The following is a 21,652-nucleotide window of genomic DNA, read 5'->3' on the forward strand; positions in this document are numbered from 1 at the left end:
GCTGCCCCTCCCCGGGCGGTTCGCTACAGCGGCCAGGTCTCCACTGCGCCGTTCAGGTCGGTGATCTCGGCTTCGGTGAAGCGGTTCTCGACCCGTTTGCGCAGGGTGATGCGGGTGGGTCCGCTCGCCACCTTGCCGGTGGCGCAATCGGGTTCGCAGATCCGCCGGTCCTGCGTGCCCTCGCCCTGGGCGGTGTCCGGCCCCCACGAGCTCCACACGATGTCGCGCACCCACAGTCCGCCGTCACCGCAGGCCAGCAGCATCTTCACCGGCTTGCTCACCGTGCGGGCCGGGTAGGTGGTGCAGTCCTGCACCACGGGTTCGGCGTTGGCGAGCGATGCCACCGGCGCTGCGGTCGCGGTGCTGCTCACGGGGGCGGATTCGGTGGCGCCCGCACCGCAGGCGGTGACGGCGGTCAGCGCCGCGACCAGGATCGCGAACGCTCGAGCTCTGCGCAGGACGGTATTCACCGCACCCCCAACATGATCAACTTCGATGGCGTGCGGCCCACTGTACTCCCGCGACCTGCTGTGCCCGGACGAACCGCGGGCCCGGTCGCGATCATCTCGATCGCGGCCGGGCCCAGCGGAATTCGTCGTGAGCGGATCAGCTCGGACGGCCGACCTCATAGGTCCCGTCATCCTTGGTGATCTTGATAGTGACCTTCTTGGCCTCGCCGCCCACCTTGACCGAGCACTCGAAGGTCTTGTCGACCTCGACCTTCTTACCCGACGGGCAGCTCACGTCCTGGACGTCCTCGATGCCGTAGGAATCCTTGAGCACCTTCTGCACACCGGTCTGCACGGCCGAATTGTCCAGCTGGTCCTTGGCGGTCAGCAGGACCACGCCGCCCACGATGGCGCCGAGCACGACCAGCACCGCGACCACCGCGCCGATGATCAAGCCGGTCTTCTTCTTGGCGGGCGCGGGCTGCTGCGGCCACTGCTGACCGGGCTGCTGCTGGTTCCACTCCTGGCCCGTGGGCTGCGGCTGCTGCGGCCACTGCGGCGCGCTCTGCTGACCCCACCCCTGCTGCTGCGGCTGCTGGTTCCACTCCTGGCCGGTGGCCGGCTGCCCCTGCTGCGGCCACTGCGGCTGACTCTGCTGACCCCACCCCTGCTGACCGGGCTGCGGCTGCTGCGGCTGGCTCTGCGCCCACGGCTGCTGCTGATCCCCCCACGCGGTGGTCGGCTGCGCCGGCTGCTGCCCACCCCAGTTCTGAGTCGGTCCGGCGCCACCGGGCGCGGGCTGACCGCCGCCCCACTGCTGCGTCGGATCGTTGCGTCCCTCCCCTGTGCCAGGGGCGTCATTCGGTCCGTACGGGCCGCTCATTTGCTTGCCTTCCCTCGCAATCCGATGTACACACGCTAGCCCCCCGAGCAGGAACACGCTCGTGATCCCACCGCGGTCGGTACGTCTCAAAGAATCAAAGCACAGTCCAATTCCTTAAGCAGCGTCCACCGCGACGACACCCCGCCGGATGGCCCGTACGGCCTTGGCGGCGGTGCCCGCCACCTCTACATCGTCCGCCGTGTTGTGAATCTGGTCCAGCATGTCGATGACCTGACGGCACCAGCGCACGAAATCACCCGCTGACAACGGGTTTCCGCGATCCCCGCTGGCCAGCAGCGCATCGGCGAGGTCGTCCCCGCGGGCCCAGGAATGCATGCCGGTGAGGAAGCCCAGATCCGGTTCCCGGGTCGGGGCGAGCCGGTGCCTGGCCTCGTCCTGACGCAGTTGCGACCACACCGCGATGGTGGCGTCCACCGCCCGCCGGATCGGCGCGGTCGGCCCCGAAGCGCCGAGATAGCCGCCCTCCTGGCGGGATTCGAACACCAGGATCGACACCACGGCCGCCAGTTCGGCGGGACCGAGCCCCCGCCACAGCCCCTGGCGCAGGCACTCGGCCACCACCAGATCGGCCTCGGCGTAGATGCGCGCCAGGCGGCGGCCGTCGGCGGTCACCTCCCCGTCCTGGACGTACCCGCGTTCGCTGAGCAGCGCCAGGATCCGGTCGAAGGTGCGGGCCAGGGAGTTGGTGGTCGCGGCCACCTGCTGGCGCATGGTCTCGGCCTCGCGCTCGATGCGGTTGTAGCGCTCGCCGATCCGCGCCAACTGCTCCCGATCCGGGCGCTCGTGCGCCGGATGATTGCGCAGCGCCCTGCGCAGCGACTGCAATTCGTGGTCGTCCGCCGCCTTGGACTTCTTGCCGTTCGAGCGCCTGCCCTGCGGCGACAGCCCGGTGCTGCGCAGCGCCGACGCCAGGTCACGCCGCACCCGCGCGGTGCGGTGATCCACGTGCCGCGGCAGGCGCAGATGGCCCAGAGATTGCGCGGGCGTGGGGAAGTCGGCCGCCGAGACCCGCCCGGCCCACTTGTCCTCGGTCAGCACCAGCGGCCGCGGATCGCCGGGCGTGGTGTCGGGTTCCAGGATGACCGCCAGGCCCTGCCGCCGGCCGGCCGGAATCGCGACCACGTCACCGCGCCGCAGCGCGGCCAGCGCCGAGACCGCCGCAGCCCGCCGATCGGTGCGGCCCTGCCGCTCGATAGAGCGCTCGCGCTCCCGAATCCGTTCGCGCAGTTGAATGTATTCGAGGAAACTGTCGTCTCCGAGCTGCGAGCGCAGTTTGCGCGCCTGCCCCTCGCTGCGCTCGATCCCGCGCACCAGGCCCACCACCGAACGGTCGGCCTGGAACTGGGCGAAGGACCGCTCGAGCAGCGCCCGCGAATCCACCGCGCCCATGCGGTCGACCAGGTTGATGGACATGTTGTAGCCCGGCTTGAACGAGCTGCGCAGCGGATAGGTGCGGGTGGAGGCCAGCCCGGCCACCGCGCTGGTGTCCACCTCGGGCTGCCACATGACCACCGCGTGGCCCTCGACGTCGATGCCGCGCCGGCCCGCGCGCCCGGTGAGCTGGGTGTACTCGCCCGGGGTCAATTCCGCGTGCGTCTCGCCGTTGAACTTGACCAGCCGTTCGAGCACCACCGTGCGCGCGGGCATGTTGATACCCAGAGCCAGTGTCTCGGTGGCGAATACGGCCCGCACCAGACCGCGCACGAACAGTTCCTCGACCGTGTGCCGGAACGCGGGCAGCATACCGGCGTGATGCGCGGCGAACCCGCGATGCAGACCCTCGCGCCACTCCCAGTAACCGAGCACCTCGAGATCCTCGCGCGGCAGTTCCCCGGTGTGCTTCTCGATGATCGCGTCGACCTCGGGCCGATCGTCCGCGCGGCTCAGATCCAGCCGCGAGCGCACGCACTGCGCCAGCGCACCGTCGCAGCCCGCGCGCGAGAAGATGAACGTGATGGCGGGCAGCAGCCCTTCCTCGTCCAGCTTGGCGATCACCTCCGGGCGCGGGACCGGCCGGAACATCCGGCGGCCACCGCCTCCGCCGCGCCGGCCGGGCGTACCCCAGCTCTCCATGCGATCGGCGGCCTCGCGCTGTTTGATGAACCGCACCAGATCCTCGTCGACCAGCACCCGCTGATCACTGGATTTGGTGTCGAAGAGATCGAACATGCGCCGCCCGACCATGACGTGCTGCCACAGCGGTACCGGCCGGGTCTCGTCCACGATGACCGCGGTGTCCCCGCGCACGGTCTCCATCCACGCGCCGAACTCCTCGGCGTTGGAGACCGTGGCGGACAGGCACGCCAGGCGGACCTCGGGCGACAGGTGCAGGATGACCTCTTCCCACACCGCGCCGCGGAAGCGGTCGGCCAGGTAGTGCACCTCGTCCATGACCACGTACGAAAGTCCGCGCAGCGCATCCGAACTCGCGTAGAGCATGTTGCGCAGCACCTCGGTGGTCATGACCACGACGGGCGCGTCCGCGTTGATGGACTGGTCACCGGTGAGCAATCCCACGTTCTCGCGCCCGTGGCGCGCGGTGAGATCGGCGTACTTCTGGTTCGAGAGCGCCTTGATGGGCGTGGTGTAGAAGCATTTGCCGCCCGAGGCCAGCGCGAGGTGGACCGCGAATTCTCCGACCACGGTCTTGCCCGCGCCGGTGGGCGCGCAGACGAGCACACTGTGCCCGCCCTGCAGCGCTTCACACGACTTCTGCTGGAAGGGATCCAGTGCGAATTTCAGCTCGGCGGCGAATGCCGCCAGTTCGCCAGTAAGCGACCTTGATGTCACCCGTCAGAGGGTATCGGAGTAATCCGGCACAGCTCGCGTTGTTTTTTCCGGCGGTGTCGCGGCCACCGGTTCCGGCCCCGCCACCGGTTGCGATGCGGCCACCGGCGTGGCGTGATCGATGCCGTCGGGTCCGCCGAGCGAGGAGGCTTCCTCGTCGGACAGGTTCGCCCAGTTCTCGGCATTGCGAGCCTTGCGCTTGTCGTTGATGCGCGCGATCTGGACCGCGAGCTCGAACAGCACGGTCAGCGCGAGCGCCAGCGCCAGCATGGAGAACGGGTCCTGCGGGGTGACGATGGCCGCGAAGACGAACAGGCCGAAGATCAGCCCGCGCCGCCACTGCACCAGCTTCGCGTAGGACAGCACACCGACGAGGTTGAGCCCCACGATGATCAGCGGCGTCTCGAAGCTCACCCCGAAGATGATCAGCAGCTGAATGATGAAGGTGAAGTACTCCGAACCGCTCAACGCCGTGACCTGCACGTCGTTGCCGATCGTCATGAGGAAGCTCAGGGCGTGCGCGACGACCCAGTAGGCCAGCGCGGCGCCGGCCACGAACAGCGTCGCGCCCGAGGCCACGAAGGAGATCGCGTACTTGCGCTCCTTGGCGTACAGGCCCGGGGTGATGAACGCCCACAGCTGGTACAGCCACGCCGGGCAGCCCAGCACCACGCCCGCGGTGATCGCGACCTTCAACCGCAGCATGAACTGCTCGAACGGCGCGGTGGCCAGCAGCCGGCACTCGCCGTCGGCGGTGATGGCCGCGCGCGACTCCTGCGGCAGCGAACAGTACGGCCCGCGCAGGATGTCACCGAGGCTCTCGATGCCCAGGAAGGAATGCGAGTACCAGAAGAACCCGAGCACGGTGGTCAGCGTGACAGCCAGAATGGCCTTCAGCAGCCGCGACCGCAGCTCGTAGAGATGCTCGACCAACGACATGGTGCCGTCGGGATTGGTCCTGCGCCGACTGCGCCGGGGGTCGAACGGAATGCGCATGAAAGTGTCTGCCTCGCTGATCGCCGCGCTGGACCTGGACAAACCTCGCCCCGGGACGAGTTCCTCATCCCGGGGTGGAGTGGGGCGATTACGCCTTGTTCAGGTCTTTGTTCAGTTCGGCGGTGGCCTGCTGCGCCGGGGCGACCGGGGCCGGGGCGACCGGGAGTTCCGCGGCGGGGGCGGCGGGCTTCGCGGCGGCGGACTTGTCGCCGTCGGACTGCATCTCGCTCATCTCGCTCTTGAAGATGCGCAGCGAACGACCGAGACCCCGGGCGGCGTCCGGAAGCCGCTTGGCTCCGAACAAGACCAGGAACAGCAGCGCAATGATGATCCAGTGCGTCGCGCTGAGTGAACCCATCGACTTCCTCCAATACTGTGGTGCTTCGATGCTACCCGACCGGCATATGACAAACCATTTGTCAACCCTGATACGGCCGGTCGTAACCCGGATTTGCCCGGATGTTACCCGGGCGAGCCGTCGGCTGCCCGCCGAGAAAGTCCTCGGCGGTCACCGGCCGGCCGCGGCCCGCAGTTCTGCCAGCAGCTCCGGACCGGACCAGGTGCGCCGATCACCGTCCTCGGCGACCGCGATGAGTTCGATGAGTCGCTGATTGACCGGCGTCGGTAACCCGACCATGGTACCCAGACTCACGATTTCGCCACAGAGCCAACGGATCTCGGTTCGGCGACCGGCCGCCAGATCGTCGGCCATGGACGAGCGCGCCACCGGGTCGATGGCCAGCACCCGCCCGGCAACCCGGCGGAACAGCCCGTCCGGCACGGTCAGCAGGCGCACCATCGCCGACGGCGGCAACGGGGTCAGCCGCGCCGGGGTGATGCGCGCGGCGTTCATCACCGACAGCGCCTCGCCCTGGGTCAGCGCCAGACAGCGCCGGTAGTCCCGGGTGGCCAGCTCCTCGCGCAGCGGGCGCCCGGACAGCGCGTTGATCGGGTTGTTGAGGTTCAGCAGCAGCTTGGCCCACTGCACCGGCAGCAGATCCGGATGCCGTTTGATCTCGAGCCCGGACGCGCGGAACAGCGGCCCGAAGCGATTGAGCACCGGATCGTCGGCCAGCGCGACCCCGCCCGCGGTGCCGCGGTGGAAGCGCCCGCCCGCGTGGTGCACGACGTTGAACATGACCATGCCGGCCAGCACCACGCACGCGGGCAGGATCTCCCGGATCACCGCGTCGTTGCCGATCCCGTTCTGCAGGCTCAGCACCACCGTCCCGGGCTTCAACAAGCCCACCAGTTCGCTTGCGGCCGCGGCGGTATCGGCCGATTTCACGGTGATCAGCACCAGATCCGGTGGCGCGGCGTCATTCACGTCGGTGACGCCGCGGAAGGCCGCGGCCGGCACCGCCACGTCGCGACCGTCCAGGTCGGTGAGCCGCAGCCCGTGCTCGGCGATCTCGTCGAGCAGGCGCGGGCGGCCCACGAAGGTGACGTCCGCACCGGCCGCGGCGAGATTGCCGCCGACGAAGATCCCGATACTGCCCGCGCCGAGCACCAGGACCCGCTGCGCCGGTATTGCACGAGAGGTCAAGCGGGACCGACCTCCTCGAAGCCGGCCGCCGGGAATTCGGCGTCGCGGCCGAGCGCGTCCGCCAGCGCGGCGTACGCCGTCAGCGCCGTGCCCGACCGCTCACGCACCGCGGTCACGAGTTCGGGCGGGCCCAATACGGTGACGCCCGAACCGAATCCGAGCAGCAGCCGGGCCATCCAGTCCAGGGTGGCGAAGCGCATGGTGGCCTCGATGCCGCCGTCGGCGTGCTGGGTCACCCGGTGCATCGGGTACTGGTCCAGCACCCAGGCGTAGTCGGCGCGAATCAGCAGGCGCGCCAGCGGAACCGCGGGATCGTCGACGAAAAGATCCAGGGCCGTGGCCTCGTCGAGCGCGGCCTCGGCGGGCGGGCGCGCGGGCTCGTCGAGTTCGGTGGCCTCCTCGATCCGATCCAGGCGGAACAGGCGTACACCCTCGGCCTGGCGGCACCACGCCTGCAGATAGCTGTTGCTGTCCACCAGCACGATCCGGATCGGATCCACCACCCGCTCGGAGACCACGTCGCGGCTGGCGGAGTAATAGACCAGGCGCAGTGCGTGATCGGCGGCCAGCGCCGAGCGCACCGTCGCCACCGACGGCGCCTGCACCGGCGCCGGAACGGCCGGCCCCTCGAAGGTCCGGCCGGAAATGGCGGATTCGATCTTCGCGATGGCCGAGTGCGCGGCGCTGGGATCGACCATGCCGGGCAGATCCGCGATCGAGCGCAGCGCCACCAGCAGAGCGGTGGCCTCGGGTGAGGTCAGGCGCAGCGGCCGGTCGATGCCCGCGGAGAAGGTGACCTCGATGCTCTCCTCGGAGAACGAGAGGTCGATCAGGTCACCGGGTCCGTAACCCGGCAGTCCGCACATCCAGAGCTGATTGAGATCGCTCATGAGCTGTTTGGTGGTCACGCCCAGTTCGGCGGCGGCCTCGGCGGCGCTGATGCCCGGGTTGGCCTGGAAGTACGGGACCATGTTCAGCAGTCGCGACAACCGTACCGAGAGCCTGCTCCCGGCCGCGGCCGCGCCGCGGCGTTCGCGCGCTCCGGCCGAGATCCGCGCACCGTCCTGCTGCGCGCGCCGGGCAGTGCCGCCCGTTACCTCGCTCACGCCGAAACCTCCGTCCGTTCGAGCACCGACTCGAGCCGGGCAATCACGTTGTCGCGCAGATCTTCCGGGGCCAGCACCAGGGCGTCGGCGCCCAGACCGGTGATGAGGCGCGCCAGCCAGTCCCGCGAGCGGATGGGCACCTCGACGACCGAGCCCGGGCGCCCGGCGAGTTCACGATCCTCGATCGTCGCGCCGAGCCGCCGGATCTCCTGCCCGCGGCCCTTGGCGACCCAGACCGTGGCCGAACCGGCGATGGGGGCCTGACCGGTCACCTCGGCCACGGCCGCGCGCAGATCCAGGTCCTCGGGCTTGTGCACGGTGTTCTCCGGGCCGTACTCCACGACGTCGTCGGCGATGCGCGAGACGCGGAACACGCGCTGCGCGTCGCGGGCGTTGTCGTGCCCGACGAGGTACCAGCGGCCGTGATGGGTGACCACGCCCCAGGGCTGGACGTCGCGCTCGATCGGGTCGCCGTGCGATTGCCGGTGCGAGAACTTGACCGAGCGCCCGGCGTCGATGGCCGCGAGCAGCTTGCCCAGCACCGGCTCCGAACCGCGGGTGCGCGCGGGCACGGCGGGCACCGCGGAGACACCGACATCGGGCTCGACGTGAATGCCGGCGGCGCGCAGCTTGAGCAGTCCGCTCTCGGCGGCGGCGGCCAACTCCGGCGACTCCCACAGCTGCACGGCCACCGCGACCGCGGCCGATTCGGCGCTGGTCAGATCAATATCGGGGAGCTCGTACGCATCGCGGTTGATGCGGTAGCCCTCGGCACTCGAGTACCGGCTGATGGGGCCGATCTCGAGGGGAATGCCCAAATCGCGCAGCTCGTTCTTGTCGCGCTCGAACATGCGGCTGAACGCCTCGTCGCTCGCGGACTCCTCGTACCCCGCGACCGAATCCCGAATCCGCTCGGCGGTCAGGAACTGGCGGGTGGACAGCAGCGCGATAACAAGATTCATCAACCGCTCGACCTTGGATATCGCCACCCCGTAGAGAGTAGTGTGCCGCGCGGCCGCGCGTACCACGAGCTCCACCTATTTGCCTCCGCTGCGCTCCGGCGGGGTTCGCGGCCTGGAAGTCTCGTTCTTCCCTCCCTCCGCTCCTCCGCTTCGCTCCCCCGCTCCACTCAGTCCAGAACGAGACGGCCGCGAACCTCGTTGTGAGATTCGCGGCCGTCGATGACCCCGTCGGGGTACGCCTACATCGAGGCGATCAGCCTGTCGACTCGTTCATCCACCGAGCGGAACGGATCCTTGCAGAGCACGGTGCGCTGCGCCTGATCGTTCAGCTTCAGGTGCACCCAGTCGACCGTGAAGTCACGGCCGGCTTCCTGGGCGGCGGTGATGAAATCGCCGCGCAGTTTGGCCCGGGTGGTCTGCGGCGGGGTATTGACCGCCGCGTCGATGGCCTCGTCCTCGGTGATGCGCTTGGCCAGACCCTTGCGCTGCAGCAGGTCGAAGACGCCGCGGCCGCGCTTGATGTCGTGGTAGGCCAGATCCAGCTGGGCGATCTTGGGATCGGACAGCTCCATGGAGTAGCGATCCTGGTAGCGCTGGAACAGCTTGCGCTTGATCACCCAGTCGATCTCGGTGTCGACCTTGGCGAAGTCCTGCGCCTCGACCGCGTCCAGCGTGCGGCCCCACAGATCCACCACCGCGTCCACCTGCGGATCGCGGTCGCGATTGCGCAGATGCTCCACGGCGCGGGCGTAGTACTCGCGCTGGATGTCCAGGGCGCTGGCCTGCCGCCCGCCCGCCAGCCGCACCGGGCGCTTACCGGTGAGGTCGTGCGAGACCTCGCGGATGGCGCGAATCGGGTTGTCCAGGGCGAAGTCTCGGAACGCGACCCCGGCCTCGATCATCTCGAGCACCAGCGAGGCGGTACCGACCTTGAGCATGGTGCTCGGCTCGGCCATGTTCGAGTCGCCGACGATCACATGCAGGCGGCGGTACTTCTCGGCGTCGGCGTGCGGCTCATCCCGGGTATTGATGATGGGCCGCGAGCGCGTGGTCGCCGAGGAGACGCCCTCCCAGATGTGTTCCGCGCGCTGCGAGAGGCAGAAGGTGGCCGCCTTCGGCGTCTGGAGCACCTTGCCCGCACCGCAGATGAGCTGCCGGGTCACCAGGAACGGCAACAGCACATCGGAGATGCGGGAGAACTCGCCGGCGCGCACCACGAGGAAGTTCTCGTGACAGCCGTAGGAGTTGCCCGCGGAGTCGGTGTTGTTCTTGAACAGGTAGATGTCGCCGCCGATGCCTTCTTCGGCGAGACGCTGTTCGGCGTCGATGAGCAGATCCTCCAGGACCCGTTCACCGGCGCGGTCATGAGTGACCAGCTGCACCAGGCTGTCGCACTCGGCCGTCGCGTACTCCGGATGCGAACCGACATCGAGGTAGAGCCGGGCGCCATTGCGGAGGAACACGTTAGAACTACGGCCCCAGGAAACTACCCGGCGGAAAAGGTACCGGGCCACCTCGTCAGGACTCAACCGACGGTGACCGTGGAAGGTGCACGTCACCCCGAATTCGGTTTCGATCCCCATGATTCGTCGCTGCACCCTATCGACATTACAGCGATACGGTGCCCGATAAGGGCGCTGTGAGAGACACGGTGCAAACGTATTCACAACGATTTAGCACGAGGTGCAACGCCGCACCGGGCGTAGCCAGCGAAAAGGCAAGTCCCCTTTGCACTCTGCTGTGCAGACTGCAAACACTCAGGTGAGGCGAGTGCGAGCCCACCGGGCCCGGGCGAGGCGGTGCGGCGGGCCACCGCGGGCGCACGGACGGCCCCGTTTTGCGGGCGCGATGACAGCCCGTGCGGGAAAACGAATCCGGGCCGCGCACCGAATTCGTGCGCGGCCCGGAATTTCAGCATGTGGGACTCGAAGCGGGACGGCATCGAGAATCCCCGGTCATCCAAATGCGGCGGATGACCGGGGATTGCGCGAATTCCCTATGCCTGGGACGGATCTCCGCCCGTGGGCTTGTCCGCTTCGGCTGCGGCCTTGGCGCTGGGTGCCCTACCGGTGATCAGCTCCTGGAGGGCGGCGCCGGTGATGCGACGGAACGCCCGTCGCGGCCGGGCCTGTTCGAGGGTGGCGACCTCGAGTGAGGAGCCCGCCACCCGCTTGTCCTTGTCCGCCCCTTCCGGGGCCGACTTGGCCAGGGCCGCCACCGCGACCGAGACCGCGTCGTGCAGCGGCATACCCGCCTTGTAGGAACCCTTGAGCGCGGTGACGATGGGATCGGTGTTGCCGCCCATCACCACGAATTCGCGCTCGTCGACGATGGATCCGTCGAAGTTGATCCGGTACAGCACCGAGTTGGACTCGGCCTCCGGATACCCGACCTCGGCGACGCAGATCTCCACCTCGAAGGGCTTGAGCTGATCGGTGAAGATCGTGCCGAGGCTCTGCGCGTACAGGTTGGCCAGGAATCGGCCGGTGACATCGCGCCGGTCGAACTGGTACCCGCGCAGATCGGCCTGCAGGATGCCGCCACGACGCAGGCTCTCGAACTCGTTGTACTTGCCGACCGCGGCGAAGCCGACGCGGTCGTACAACTCGCTCACCTTGTGCAGGGTCGCCGACGGATTCTCCGCGACGAACACCACGCCTTTGTCGTACACCAGCACGACGACGCTTCGACCGCGCGCGATGCCCTTGCGGGCGAGCTCGGTCTTGTCGCGCATGATCTGTTCGGCGGATGCGTAATACGGCAGTGTCATGCTTGCGCACCCCCCTCGTCGTCGCCACGCGCGGCCACGATCTCGCGCGTGATCTCGGCCAGCCGGTCCTCCGACACCTCAACGGCGCCTTCGGAATCGATGACGATCGCCGTCGGGTAGATGCCCCGCATGGTGTCGGGGCCGCCGGTGGCGGTGTCGTCGTCGGCGGCGTCGAACAGGGCTTCCACGGCGATGCTCAGCGCCCGGTCCTGATCGATGCCCCGGCGGTAGGTCTTCTTCAGCGACGACTTGGCGAACAGCGAGCCGGAACCGACAGCGGTGTAACCGAATCGCTCTTCACTGCGGCCGCCGACCACGTCATAGGAGATGACGCGCCCGGACTTGTCCGGGTCCGGCTGGTCCGGGTCGTAACCCACCAGCATCGGCACCACCGCGAGACCCTGCAGGGCCGCGGGGAGGTTGTCGCGCACCATCTTCGAGAGTTTGTTGGCCTTGCCGTCGAAGGTGAGGGGCACCCCCTCGATCTTCTCGTAGTACTCGAGCTCCACCGCGAACAGGCGGACCATCTCGATCGCCATGCCCGCGGTGCCCGCGATCCCGGCCGCGGAGAAGGTGTCGGTGATGTACACCTTCTCGATGTCACGACTGGCGAGCAGATTGCCCTGTGTCGCACGGCGATCGCCCGCGATCAGCACACCGCCGCGGTAGCTGACCGCGACGATGGTTGTGCCGTGCGGTGCGATGTCCGACGGCGCACCCGTGCCGGATGCGCCGTCGGCCCGGAAGTTGTTGCTGGGCAACAGTTCCGGTGCGTGGAGCCGGAGATATTCGGAGAAGGACGAAAGGGCGAGCCCCATCTGGCTGCGCAAGGGGTCGCCTGAGGTCACTGGCCGCCCTTCTGAACGTAGGCGCGCACGAAGTCCTCGGCATTCTCCTCGAGGACGTCGTCGATCTCGTCGAGCAGGTCGTCGGTCTCCTCAGCCAGTTTCTCGCGCCGCTCCTGCCCCGCAGCACCGTCCCCGACGGGGCCCTCATCCTCGTCGCCACCACCGGCGCGCTTGGTCTGCTCTTGTGCCATAGCAGCCGACCTCCTCTGTGATCATCGGCGAGCACCGGAAAAAGCCGGTGCCCGTGCACCCAACAGTACCCAGCGGCGACCGCAACATGCCGGATTAACCGCAATGCCGTCTTTCCGCGACCTTCCGGCAGCCTTGCGGGGTACGACCCCGAAGCACGGAAAGTTCTTCGGGGGCAACCCACCGAACCCTCGAAAAAGTAGGTCGAGCGCCCGGTTCGGCGCCGCCGTACGCCGCCCGCGAACACCCCGGAAATTAGGGGCTGTAGGGGGTGAATCCCACCTCGCGCACGGTACCGGCTCGGGGCCGGGCTCGGGCGTGCCACCGCGCCCGCCGTCCGCGCACCGCGCATCCGGACGCGGTGCGGGTTCTCGGCCCGCACCGCGTGACGCCCCTCGGAACTCGATCAGCGAGTGAGCTGTTTCACCAGTTCCGCCGCCGTGGACACCCCGTCCAGCAGCTGGCCCACATGGGTTTTGGTGCCGCGGCGCGGCTCCAGGGTGGGGATCCGGACGAGCGAGTCGCCACCCAGATCGAAGATGACCGAATCCCAGCTGGCCGCAGCGATGTCGGCGCCGAAGCGACGCAGGCACTCACCGCGGAAGTAGGCGCGGGTATCGGTGGGCGGGTTGGTCATCGCGTCCACGATCTGCTGTTCGGTGACCAGGCGCTGCATGGATCCGCGCGCCACCAGGCGGTTGTACAGGCCCTTGTCCAGGCGCACGTCGGAGTACTGCAGGTCGACCAGATGCAGCTTGGGCGCGGACCAGGTCAGGCCCTCGCGCTGGCGCATGCCTTCCAGCAGGCGGAGTTTGGCCGTCCAGTCCAGCAGGTCGGCGGTCTCCATCGGATCGCGCTCGAGCAGATCCAGCACGTGGGCCCACTTTTCGATGACGTCCTTGACGCGCGGATCGTCGTTGCCTTCGCGATCGGTGAACTTCTCGACCCGGTCGAGGTAGATCCGTTGCAGCGCAAGGCCGGTCAGCTCGCGGCCGTCCGCCAGCGCGACGGTCGCGCGCAGCGTCGGGTCGTGGCTGATGGTGTGCACGGCGGTCACCGGGCGGGCCAGCTGCAGATCGGACAGGTCCTCCCCCGCCTCGATCAGATCCAGCACCAGGGCGGTGGTGCCGACCTTGAGGTAGGTGGCCCATTCGGAGAGATTGGCGTCGCCGATGATCACGTGCAGGCGCCGGTACTTGTCGGCGTCGGCGTGCGGTTCGTCGCGGGTGTTGATGATGCCGCGCTTGAGCGTGGTCTCCAGGCCGACCTCGACCTCGATGTAGTCCGCGCGCTGGGACAGCTGGAACCCGGCGGTGTCCCCGGACTGGCCGATGCCGACCCGGCCGGAACCGCAGATGACCTGGCGCGAGACGAAGAACGGGGTGAGCCCGACGATGATCTGGTTGAACGGGGTGTCGCGGCTCATGAGGTAGTTCTCGTGGGTGCCGTAGGAGGCGCCCTTGCCGTCGACGTTGTTCTTGTACAGCTGCATGCGCGGCGCACCGGGCACGCTGGAGGCGTAGCGGGCGGCGGCGTCCATGACCCGCTCGCCCGCCTTGTCCCAGATCACCGCGTCCAGCGGATCGGTGACCTCGGGGGCGGAGTACTCGGGATGGGCGTGATCGACGTAGAGACGGGCCCCGTTGGTGAGGATCATGTTCGCCGCGCCGACCTCGTCGGCGTCGATCACCGGCGCGGGCCCGTTGAGCCGCCCCAGATCGAATCCTCGCGCGTCGCGCAGGGGTGATTCCACCTCGTAGTCCCACCGGGTGCGTTTGGCCCGCGGCACGCCTTCCGCCGCGGCGTAGGCGAGCACCGCCTGGGTCGACGTGAGAATCGGGTTGGCCGACGGCTCAGTAGGCGTCGAAATGCCGTACTCGACCTCGATTCCGATAATGCGCTGCATGGCGTCGAGCCTAGGCGACGCGGCCGTGAATGGTGGCCGCCTGGGCAACGGCGCTCGCGCGGGGCAGGTCATCCTCTGGTCGCACGGCCGGTCGTTCTGCCGGTGGATCCGCGCTGACCTGCCGCGTCGGCAGAATGACGGGCATGGCCGAACCGGTACCCGCTCCGCAGCTCGCATCCGGGACAACCACCGACGCCGCGCCGAAAGACGTTCCGGCCGAGTCGCGTTCATCGCGACTGGCCGCGCTGGACGTACTGCGCGGCATCGCGATCCTGGGCACGCTCGGCACCAACGTCTGGATTTTCACCAACATCACCGGTCTGCCCGGATACATCTCCCGCACGGACGAGCCCGACGGTGTCTGGCTGTGGGCCGAGAGGTTGCTGCAGCAGCTGGCACAGGGCAAGTTCCTGGGCCTGCTGACCATCATGTTCGGGATCGGGCTCGCGATTCAGCAGCGCTCGGCCGCGCGCGGCGGCCGGCCGTGGCCCGGGAAGTACCCGTGGCGGGCCGGGCTGCTCTTCCTGGACGGTCTGCTGAACTTCCTGTTCGTCGCCGAGTTCGACGTCCTGATGGGGTACGCGGTCACCGGTCTGGTGGTGGCGTTCGTGCTGGCCACGAGCCCGAAGGCGCAGCGCCGCTGGCTGTGGATCGCCGCGGGCATCCACACCGCCATGCTCACCGCCCTGGCGGTGGTGGTGGCGCTGGCCGCGATATCGGGTTCCGGGCAGGGTGATTCGTCATCGTCCGAGGTGCTGGACCCCAATCCCTACGCCGACGGCTCGTTCTGGGATCTGGTGCTGTTCCGCCTCGACAACGCGCTGCTGTTCCGGGTCGAGGCGATCGTCATCTTCCCCATGTCCATCGCCCTGTTCCTACTCGGCGCGCGACTGTTCGGCGCCGGCGTGTTCGCACCGGAGGGCGCGCGAATCCGCAAGCGGCTCATGATCATCGGTTTCGCGATCGCCGCGCCGCTGGATCTGGTGCTGGGCATGCTGGGCGGAACCCTGATCCTGTTCACCCGCTACGGCATCGCGCCGTTCGTGGCGCTGGGCATCCTGGCGCTGGTGGCGGAGTCCTATGTGCGCCGGCCCTCGCCGGGCGCGGTGGGCAGGCGCTTCGCCGAGGTCGGGCGGATGGCGCTGAGCTGCTACATCCTGCAGAACCTCCTCGCCGGGGCGATCTGCTACGGCTGGGGACTCGGGCTGGCCCAGCAGTTCACCGGCAATGCCCGGGTGCCGTTCACGGTCGGCGTCTACCTGGTGGTGAGCGCGGCCATGCTGGTCTTCGCGCACCTGTGGCTGCGCCGATTCGGCAGGGGTCCGGTGGAGTGGCTGTGGAACGCGAGCTACCGGGCGCTGGCCGAACGCGGGAGCACGCGAACCGCGTAGCGCACAGGCGACCGCGCACGGGCATCGGCACGAGAGCGCCGGTGCCCGCCGTGCGTCCGGGCTACTGCGCGCGCACGGCCTCGGCGCGGGAGATCAGTTCGCCGACGACGGTATCGCGCGACATGGGCACGTCCAGGCTGCGCGCGTTGCCCTCGATGAGGGCGAGCACCGATTCGGTGAGGATGCCCTCGACCTGATCCGAGGTCAGCGTGGCCTCGGCCCGCCAGCTGTTGACCACGCCGTCGACGAAGCCGACCATGCCGAAGGCCATGGGGCGGGCCCGGTTTCGATCGAGTCCGAAACCGGCCAGGGTGTCGGCGAACAGGTCGGCGAGTTGACCGCCGATGCGGTCGCGGGCGCCGGCGAGCGCACGCGAGGACTCGCCCTGTGGGTCCGCCGCGGCCAGGAATCGGTGCAGGTTCGGATGCCGCTCGACCCAGCCGACGTAGGTGCCGACGGCCCCGCGCACGGCGTCCTTCAGCGTCCCGTCCGGGCGCAGGCGCGGAAGCAGTTCGGCCAGTAGCGATTCCAGGATGTGGCGGCGGATCTGCTCGTCGAGGTCGGCGCGGCCGTTGAAGTGCCGGTACACCACCGGGCGCGGCACCTTGAGTTTGTCGGCGATCTGCTGCACCGAGATGTCGGTGCCGTTGGCCTCGATCACCGTCAGGGCGGCGTCGAGCATGTCGGCGCGACGGCGGGCCTTGTGGCCGTTCCAGCGGGTGCTGCGGCCGTCGGCTGCCGCGGACGACGTACGTGCGCTGGTTCCGGTCACCCGCTTCACGATACCCACCCGCTCATTGACCGATACACCATGTACCACTAATCTGAGTGTAACAGGTTGTATCAGTAACTTGAGTCAGGAGCCGTCATGGGCGACGACGCATCGGTGGCAACGGCCGCACCACTTCCCCGCGATGCCTTCGCGCACCGCCTACTGCTCGGATCGGCGAAGAAGTCCTACGACCCCGTGGTCGACATCGACTGGAACGCCCCGCTCGATCCGGACAAGCTATTCCTGCCGCCCGAGGTGATCTCGCTGTACGGCACGCCGCTGTGGGAGGCGATGAGCCCCGAACAGCGGCGCGAACTCTCCCGCCAGGAACTGGCCAGCGTGCTGTCGGTGGGCATCTGGTTCGAGAATCTGCTCAATCGGCTGCTGTTGCGCGAGCTCATGAACGGCGACCCGACCTCGCGGCACAGCCACTACACGCTCACCGAGATGGGCGACGAGTGCCGGCACATGATGATGTTCGGCAAGCTCATCGACCGCATCGAGGCGCGCCCGTACTGGCCGAATCGCTACGAGCGCCTGGTGATCAGCTCGCTGCAGCTGTTCCTGCGCGGATCCATGGTATGGGTCGGCGCGCTGGTGGGCGAGGAGATCTTCGACGCCATCCAGCGGCGCACGCTCGACGACGCCGAGCTGCAGCCGATCGTGGCGCGCGCCATGCGGATTCACGTCACCGAGGAGGCCAGGCATATCGGTTTCGCCCGCGACGCCCTGGCCCGGCGGGCGCCGGACATGTCCGCCGCCGAGCGCGCGTACACCCGCATGTGCGTGGCCATCGCCGCACCGCTGTTCGTGCATCTGATGACCAACTGGCACATGTACGTGCGGGCCGGCATCGAGGACGGCCGGGGCGCGCGGCGGATGGCCCGGTCCAATCCGGCGGCCAGGCGGGCGCTGGGGATCGGCGCGGCGAATCTCGGTGCGTTCCTGGACAAGCAGGGACTGATCGGGCCGATCGGTAAGCGCATCTGGCAGCGCAGGGGGCTGCTGTGAGGCGCTTGCGCGGCGGGCGGCGCGGGTCGCGCGCGGACAGGTCGCCGCGTTCGCGCGACGCGGACTCGGGGCCCGAACCCGAAGCCGGACCGGAATATTCGGGCCCGGCCCTGCTGGACACCGCCGCGGGTGACCTGCCGGTGACGGTCGCCCTGAGCGGCTATCTGGACCCGATCGACGGCAAATTCCATTGGTACGGACGGGTTTCCGCGCCGGAAGGCGTGGAATTGCCCGATCCCGGTCGCGGCCGGGTATTCCTCATGTTGCCCGGCGGCACGCCCGCCGGGGCGGTTCTGCAGGAACGCGATCCCTGGGGCAACCTGCGCATCGTCGGCGAGGGCACGCCGCCATTCCCCTTGGAGCCCACGCCCGCTCGCTGACACGGCCGCGGGCGATACCGCGGGTCAGCCGGGCAGGCCGATGAGGTCGGCCATCACGGCCACCGAGTAGTCGAAGAACGGCGCGGCCGGATCCATGCTGCCCACCAGTTGCCCGGTCAGCTCGAAGCTCACCAGGCCGAACAGCTGGGTCCAGGCCACGACCATCCGGGCCACGTTCGCCTCGGGCACCCCGGGCGCGAATTGCGCCGCCAGCGACGCGGTTTGGGCGGCGAGTTCGGGCGACAGCGACTCGTCGGCCCGAGCGAGACCGCCGTCGGCCACCGCGGCGCGCAGGATGCCGAGTGCGGCCAGGGGCACCCGCGCCGCGGGCTCGATCGTGGTCTGCGGGGCCTGATAGCCCGGCACCGGCGAGCCGTACAGCAGCGCGTACTCGTGCGGGTGCGCGATCGCCCAGTCCCGCACCGCGTTCGACGCGGCGATCCATTGGGCGCGCGGGCCGCCCGCCGCGCGCACGGCGTCCTCCACCGCGGCCCCGATGGCGTTGTACGCCTCGATGATCAGCGTGGTCAGCAGCTCGTCGCGGCTCGGGAAGTAGCGGTACAGGGCCGAGGAGACCATGCCGAGTTCGCGGGCGATCGCGCGCAGCGACAGTGCGGCCGCACCCGATTCGGCGAGCTGACGTCGCGCGGCATCGGTGATCTCGCGGGTGATCTCGACTCGGGCCCGTTCGCGGGCGGTACGTGGCGCGCTCATCGGAACAGTGTGCCACATTCGGAGCACCGCAACTTTTAGAGAGCACCGCTCTTGACATCGCGTCGCATCGCCGTGCACACTGATCACATCAGAGAGCACCGCTCTCGAAGACCGAGAGGGCAGACCATGAACGACACCGCCGCCACCCGCTACATCCTCCCCAGCGGCTTGGACCCCATCATGAACCGGTTCTTCAACCTGCTGCCCAAACTGGGGATCAGCGTGCTCGGCTCCCGCCTGCTGGCGGTGCGCGGCCGCAAGTCCGGCGAATGGCGGACCACGATGGTCAACATCCTGGACTCGGACGGCAAGCGCTACCTGGTCGCCCCGCGCGGGCACACCCAGTGGGTCCGCAACCTGCGCGCCGCCGGCGCCGGCGAACTACGCCTGGGCCGCAAGGTCGAGCCCTTCACCGCCGTGGAAATGCCCGACGCCGACAAGGTCCCGGTGCTGCGCGAGTACCTCGAGCGCTGGGGCTGGGAGGTCGGCCGCTTCTTCGAGGGCCTGACCAAGGACGCCACCGACGCCGAATTGGCCGAGATAGCACCGGGTTTCCCGGTCTTCGAGATCCACCCCGCCCGCCACTGAACGACGAAGGCCGGGTTCCCGGACAGGCCGGCACGGACTCACCGAACCCGAGGCCTCCGCCGCCGCCACGCTGGGAATTCGAGCACCGGCGGCCGCGCCCCGGCCGACTACCGCGGCGTACCCGAGCTTCGAGCATCCGCGACACCAACGCCCGCGCCCCCGGCCTCCGCAGCTCATTCCCGCGTAAGTGAATCGTCCCGCCGCCGGGGGGGGGGGCAACCGAGCAGCCGGAACGGTCGGCAACTGGACCGGTTCAAGCCATCGGGCGGTCCGCCGAGCACGTGCGAGCCGAGTTCTCGTGGCACGCCGGGCGGCCCGCGTGCGGGCGGCTGCCTCGTCGATCGCCGATGTACGCCACCGCGTCAGCGCAGGGTGTCCAGGGCCTCGTCGCCGCGGGCGACCACCGCGCGGCCGTCGTCGGTGATGACTATGGGGCGTTCGATCAGGCGGGGGTGGGTGGCGAGGGCCTCGACCCAGCGATCGCGGTCGGCGGGGGTGCGGCCCCAGGACGCTACGCCCAGTTCCTTGGCCTCGGCTTCGCCGGTGCGGGTGATCTCCCACGGCTCGAGGCCGAGTTTGCCCAGCACCGTGCGGATCTCCGCCGCGGTGGGCGGGTTGTCGAGGTAGCGGCGCTCCACGTAGTCGGCACCGGTGTCCTCGAGCAGCGCCTTGGCGGTGCGACTTTTCGAGCACTTCGGGTTGTGCCAGATTTCGGTTGCCATGGCTCGAGCCTAGTCAGCGATCCGGGGCGGTTCAGACCCAGTCGACGACCCAGCGGTAGGGGCGCATCCAGTACAGGCCGGACTCGGGGACGGGCCCGTTCCAGCGCTGTTCGAATCGGCCCAGTTCCCAGCGGAATTCGGGCGCCGGTTCGCCCTCGTGTATCTCGCGAAGATGCAGCTTCCAGGTGTTGAGCATGAGCGGCACGGCCTGCGGGTCGTGTTCGAACGCCCACTCGATGGTGCGGGCCATGAGGGTGTCGACCGCGTGGTTGGCGGCGTGCCGGTCCCCGGTGCTGAGCGAGTGCAGGAAGGCCGCGACCAGGTTGTATGCGATCGCGTCGTGGACCGAGGTCTGCCCGTTCTCGAGCGCCCACACCCCGAGGAAGGTCGCGCTCTGCTCGTCGATCCACACCGCGTGCGCCTCGCCGACGCGGTTGTCGAAGATGAGCGACATGAGCAGCCCGAGTACGGCTTTGCCCGCGATCAGCGGATCGGGCTTGCCGGTGGCGAAGGCGTCGTCGATGAGCGCGCGGTAGGCGGCCGCGGCGATCCCCGGGCGCTGCGCGTCCAGCAGCGCATCGGCGGTCTCGCCGCCCGCGACCTGATCGGCGGGCGGTTGCGCGGGCCCGGTGACCTGCTGGGCGCCGGTGTCGGAGATGCGCAGGTACTCCGTGGCCTGTGGGTCGGCGGCGATCCCCTCGGCCGGTGCGGACGCGGATACGGGAGCCGCGGGAGCCGCCGCCGGCGCGTTCGACTGCACCTTGTCGAGGTATTCCAGTGCCTCGCGGGCGAATTCGTTGTCCCGGTCGCTGAGCCATTCCCGCCCGGCGCTCAGGGTCTCGAGCAGCGGACCCGGAATGTCGTGCTCGATCGCGGCGCACACCGCGTAGTAACCGTACGAGCGCTGCTCGTCGTGCCCCTCGCCCTCGGCCACGAGCAGCAGCGCGTAGCGAATGGCCAGATCGTGTCGTTCGATGTCGCCGAGCAGGGTGCACGCGGTCATGGCCGCCATGAGCACTTCGCCGGTGTCGCCGTGCCCGCGCCGGATCTCGATGCAGCGGTCGGCCATCACGACCGCGGTCTCGGCCCGGCCCAGCTGGGTCGCGGCCTCCACCGCCATGGAGTACATGGTGGACAGGGTGGCGGGCGGGATGTCGGCGGGAAAGCGGGCCGGGCCGTGCTCGGCCAGGTGCAGGGCCTGGTCGTATTCGCCGGCCGCGAACGCCGAGCGGAAGCGGTAGGACACGACCCAGCCGTAGTCCTTGGGATCGGGCGGGGTCGTCAGCGCGTCGTCGAACGCTGTCAGCCGTGCCAGCGCATCCTCCGCGCGGCCCGAGTCCAGCATCCCGCTCGCCTCGTTCATCACTTCGACGAACGCGTTTCGATCCATGGGCACATCGCCTTCCACCTCTATCAGGCCCGGATCGTATGGCTACCCGGGTGATGGGCGCGGGCAGTGAGGGAAAGGTCATAGTTTGAGCGCGCCCCGTATGACTATGCGCACGTCGAACCCACCCCACCCGTTTGCCCCCGCTCACTCCTGACCTCAATCACCGTTCCCCGCAACGCGATTGCCCTTGCGAGTTCTCGTCAACACGCTACCCTCCGAAC

21 protein-coding genes are annotated in these 21,652 nt (G+C 69.0%); 4 read left to right on the forward strand and 17 right to left on the reverse strand.

From position 1 onward, the window contains the following. Window positions 1–23: 23 nt before the first annotated feature. From ACFVBH_RS19730 to dop, 13 genes are all read right to left on the reverse strand, one after another. The gene (locus ACFVBH_RS19730; RefSeq protein WP_379003174.1) at window positions 24–470 is read right to left on the reverse strand and encodes a hypothetical protein; all 447 of its coding nucleotides are present in this window, start codon (window positions 468–470) and stop codon (window positions 24–26) included. Between the two features lie 136 nt (window positions 471–606). Beyond that, window positions 607–1,332 carry a DUF4333 domain-containing protein gene (locus ACFVBH_RS19735; protein ID WP_354990307.1) on the reverse strand — a complete coding sequence of 242 codons (726 nt, stop codon included), beginning with the start codon at window positions 1,330–1,332 and terminating at the stop codon, window positions 607–609. Between the two features lie 114 nt (window positions 1,333–1,446). After that, complete coding sequence (locus ACFVBH_RS19740) at window positions 1,447–4,143, reverse strand: DEAD/DEAH box helicase (RefSeq protein WP_354990308.1); 2,697 nt, start codon at window positions 4,141–4,143, stop codon at window positions 1,447–1,449. 3 nt (window positions 4,144–4,146) lie between these two features. Then, entirely contained in the window at window positions 4,147–5,136 is a 990-nt protein-coding gene (gene tatC, locus ACFVBH_RS19745) for a twin-arginine translocase subunit TatC (RefSeq protein ID WP_354990309.1), read from the reverse strand. Between the two features lie 88 nt (window positions 5,137–5,224). Continuing rightward, the gene (gene tatA, locus ACFVBH_RS19750; protein WP_354990310.1) at window positions 5,225–5,494 is read right to left on the reverse strand and encodes a Sec-independent protein translocase subunit TatA; all 270 of its coding nucleotides are present in this window, start codon (window positions 5,492–5,494) and stop codon (window positions 5,225–5,227) included. A gap of 150 nt (window positions 5,495–5,644) precedes the next feature. Beyond that, entirely contained in the window at window positions 5,645–6,682 is a 1,038-nt protein-coding gene (locus ACFVBH_RS19755) for a 2-dehydropantoate 2-reductase (RefSeq protein ID WP_379003179.1), read from the reverse strand. Further along, complete coding sequence (locus ACFVBH_RS19760; RefSeq protein WP_379004544.1) at window positions 6,679–7,653, reverse strand: helix-turn-helix transcriptional regulator; 975 nt, start codon at window positions 7,651–7,653, stop codon at window positions 6,679–6,681. Before ACFVBH_RS19760 ends, ACFVBH_RS19755 begins: the two co-directional genes overlap by 4 nt. A 131-nt stretch (window positions 7,654–7,784) precedes the next feature. Beyond that, complete coding sequence (locus ACFVBH_RS19765) at window positions 7,785–8,777, reverse strand: YafY family protein (protein WP_354990312.1); 993 nt, start codon at window positions 8,775–8,777, stop codon at window positions 7,785–7,787. A gap of 212 nt (window positions 8,778–8,989) precedes the next feature. Continuing rightward, complete coding sequence (gene pafA, locus ACFVBH_RS19770) at window positions 8,990–10,348, reverse strand: Pup--protein ligase (RefSeq protein ID WP_354990313.1); 1,359 nt, start codon at window positions 10,346–10,348, stop codon at window positions 8,990–8,992. 398 nt (window positions 10,349–10,746) lie between these two features. After that, window positions 10,747–11,520 (reverse strand): proteasome subunit alpha, encoded by a 774-nt coding sequence (gene prcA, locus ACFVBH_RS19775; protein ID WP_354990314.1) that lies wholly within the window; start codon window positions 11,518–11,520, stop codon window positions 10,747–10,749. Continuing rightward, the gene (gene prcB, locus ACFVBH_RS19780; RefSeq protein ID WP_354990328.1) at window positions 11,517–12,338 is read right to left on the reverse strand and encodes a proteasome subunit beta; all 822 of its coding nucleotides are present in this window, start codon (window positions 12,336–12,338) and stop codon (window positions 11,517–11,519) included. The genes prcA and prcB overlap by 4 nt, the downstream gene beginning before the upstream one ends. A 26-nt stretch (window positions 12,339–12,364) precedes the next feature. Beyond that, window positions 12,365–12,559, reverse strand: a complete 195-nt coding sequence (locus tag ACFVBH_RS19785; protein ID WP_067536347.1) for a ubiquitin-like protein Pup — start codon at window positions 12,557–12,559, stop codon at window positions 12,365–12,367. Between the two features lie 404 nt (window positions 12,560–12,963). Continuing rightward, window positions 12,964–14,463: a depupylase/deamidase Dop gene (gene dop, locus ACFVBH_RS19790; protein ID WP_354990315.1), complete on the reverse strand. Its 1,500-nt coding sequence runs from the start codon at window positions 14,461–14,463 to the stop codon at window positions 12,964–12,966. Window positions 14,464–14,606: 143 nt separating this feature from the next. Here dop and ACFVBH_RS19795 point away from each other — a divergent pair, with 143 nt between their 5' ends. Next, window positions 14,607–15,854 carry a DUF418 domain-containing protein gene (locus ACFVBH_RS19795; protein ID WP_379003183.1) on the forward strand — a complete coding sequence of 416 codons (1,248 nt, stop codon included), beginning with the start codon at window positions 14,607–14,609 and terminating at the stop codon, window positions 15,852–15,854. A 61-nt stretch (window positions 15,855–15,915) separates the two neighbouring features. Here the strand turns inward: ACFVBH_RS19795 and ACFVBH_RS19800 are convergent, their stop codons facing one another. Then, window positions 15,916–16,626, reverse strand: coding sequence for a TetR/AcrR family transcriptional regulator (locus tag ACFVBH_RS19800; protein ID WP_379003185.1), 711 nt, complete (start codon window positions 16,624–16,626; stop codon window positions 15,916–15,918). Between the two features lie 96 nt (window positions 16,627–16,722). Here ACFVBH_RS19800 and ACFVBH_RS19805 point away from each other — a divergent pair, with 96 nt between their 5' ends. Beyond that, on the forward strand, window positions 16,723–17,637 hold the full coding sequence (locus ACFVBH_RS19805) for a diiron oxygenase (RefSeq protein ID WP_379003188.1): 915 nt from the start codon (window positions 16,723–16,725) through the stop codon (window positions 17,635–17,637). Further along, the gene (locus tag ACFVBH_RS19810) at window positions 17,634–18,017 is read left to right on the forward strand and encodes a DUF4873 domain-containing protein (RefSeq protein ID WP_379003190.1); all 384 of its coding nucleotides are present in this window, start codon (window positions 17,634–17,636) and stop codon (window positions 18,015–18,017) included. The genes ACFVBH_RS19805 and ACFVBH_RS19810 overlap by 4 nt, the downstream gene beginning before the upstream one ends. A gap of 24 nt (window positions 18,018–18,041) precedes the next feature. Here ACFVBH_RS19810 and ACFVBH_RS19815 read toward each other — a convergent pair whose 3' ends face one another. Further along, window positions 18,042–18,731 carry a TetR/AcrR family transcriptional regulator gene (locus ACFVBH_RS19815; RefSeq protein ID WP_379003192.1) on the reverse strand — a complete coding sequence of 230 codons (690 nt, stop codon included), beginning with the start codon at window positions 18,729–18,731 and terminating at the stop codon, window positions 18,042–18,044. A 126-nt stretch (window positions 18,732–18,857) separates the two neighbouring features. On the opposite strand from ACFVBH_RS19815, the gene ACFVBH_RS19820 reads away from it, so the two are divergent. Continuing rightward, entirely contained in the window at window positions 18,858–19,319 is a 462-nt protein-coding gene (locus tag ACFVBH_RS19820) for a nitroreductase family deazaflavin-dependent oxidoreductase (protein ID WP_379003194.1), read from the forward strand. Window positions 19,320–19,681: 362 nt separating this feature from the next. Here the strand turns inward: ACFVBH_RS19820 and ACFVBH_RS19825 are convergent, their stop codons facing one another. Both ACFVBH_RS19825 and ACFVBH_RS19830 read right to left on the reverse strand, forming a co-directional pair. Then, window positions 19,682–20,041 (reverse strand): arsenate reductase family protein, encoded by a 360-nt coding sequence (locus ACFVBH_RS19825; protein ID WP_379003196.1) that lies wholly within the window; start codon window positions 20,039–20,041, stop codon window positions 19,682–19,684. A gap of 31 nt (window positions 20,042–20,072) precedes the next feature. Continuing rightward, entirely contained in the window at window positions 20,073–21,431 is a 1,359-nt protein-coding gene (locus ACFVBH_RS19830) for a hypothetical protein (RefSeq protein ID WP_379003198.1), read from the reverse strand. Between the last annotated feature and the right edge of the window lie 221 nt (window positions 21,432–21,652).

The organism is Nocardia sp. NPDC057668 (assembly GCF_042799795.1).
Lineage (GTDB): Bacteria > Actinomycetota > Actinomycetes > Mycobacteriales > Mycobacteriaceae > Nocardia.

Bases quoted from the DNA above. Each gene is read 5' to 3' on its own strand.
- prcB (WP_354990328.1), bottom strand. From the start codon at position 12,338: ATGGGGCTCGCCCTTTCGTCCTTCTCCGAATATCTCCGGCTCCACGCA.
- ACFVBH_RS19820 (WP_379003194.1), top strand. From the start codon at position 18,858: ATGAACGACACCGCCGCCACCCGCTACATCCTCCCCAGCGGCTTGGAC.
- ACFVBH_RS19760 (WP_379004544.1), bottom strand. From the start codon at position 7,653: ATGGTCCCGTACTTCCAGGCCAACCCGGGCATCAGCGCCGCCGAGGCC.
- prcA (WP_354990314.1), bottom strand. From the start codon at position 11,520: ATGACACTGCCGTATTACGCATCCGCCGAACAGATCATGCGCGACAAG.
- dop (WP_354990315.1), bottom strand. From the start codon at position 14,463: ATGCAGCGCATTATCGGAATCGAGGTCGAGTACGGCATTTCGACGCCT.
- ACFVBH_RS19795 (WP_379003183.1), top strand. From the start codon at position 14,607: ATGGCCGAACCGGTACCCGCTCCGCAGCTCGCATCCGGGACAACCACC.
- ACFVBH_RS19825 (WP_379003196.1), bottom strand. From the start codon at position 20,041: ATGGCAACCGAAATCTGGCACAACCCGAAGTGCTCGAAAAGTCGCACC.
- ACFVBH_RS19815 (WP_379003192.1), bottom strand. From the start codon at position 18,731: ATGAGCGCGCCACGTACCGCCCGCGAACGGGCCCGAGTCGAGATCACC.
- ACFVBH_RS19805 (WP_379003188.1), top strand. From the start codon at position 16,723: ATGGGCGACGACGCATCGGTGGCAACGGCCGCACCACTTCCCCGCGAT.
- tatA (WP_354990310.1), bottom strand. From the start codon at position 5,494: ATGGGTTCACTCAGCGCGACGCACTGGATCATCATTGCGCTGCTGTTC.
- ACFVBH_RS19830 (WP_379003198.1), bottom strand. From the start codon at position 21,431: ATGGATCGAAACGCGTTCGTCGAAGTGATGAACGAGGCGAGCGGGATG.
- tatC (WP_354990309.1), bottom strand. From the start codon at position 5,136: ATGCGCATTCCGTTCGACCCCCGGCGCAGTCGGCGCAGGACCAATCCC.
- ACFVBH_RS19785 (WP_067536347.1), bottom strand. From the start codon at position 12,559: ATGGCACAAGAGCAGACCAAGCGCGCCGGTGGTGGCGACGAGGATGAG.
- ACFVBH_RS19735 (WP_354990307.1), bottom strand. From the start codon at position 1,332: ATGAGCGGCCCGTACGGACCGAATGACGCCCCTGGCACAGGGGAGGGA.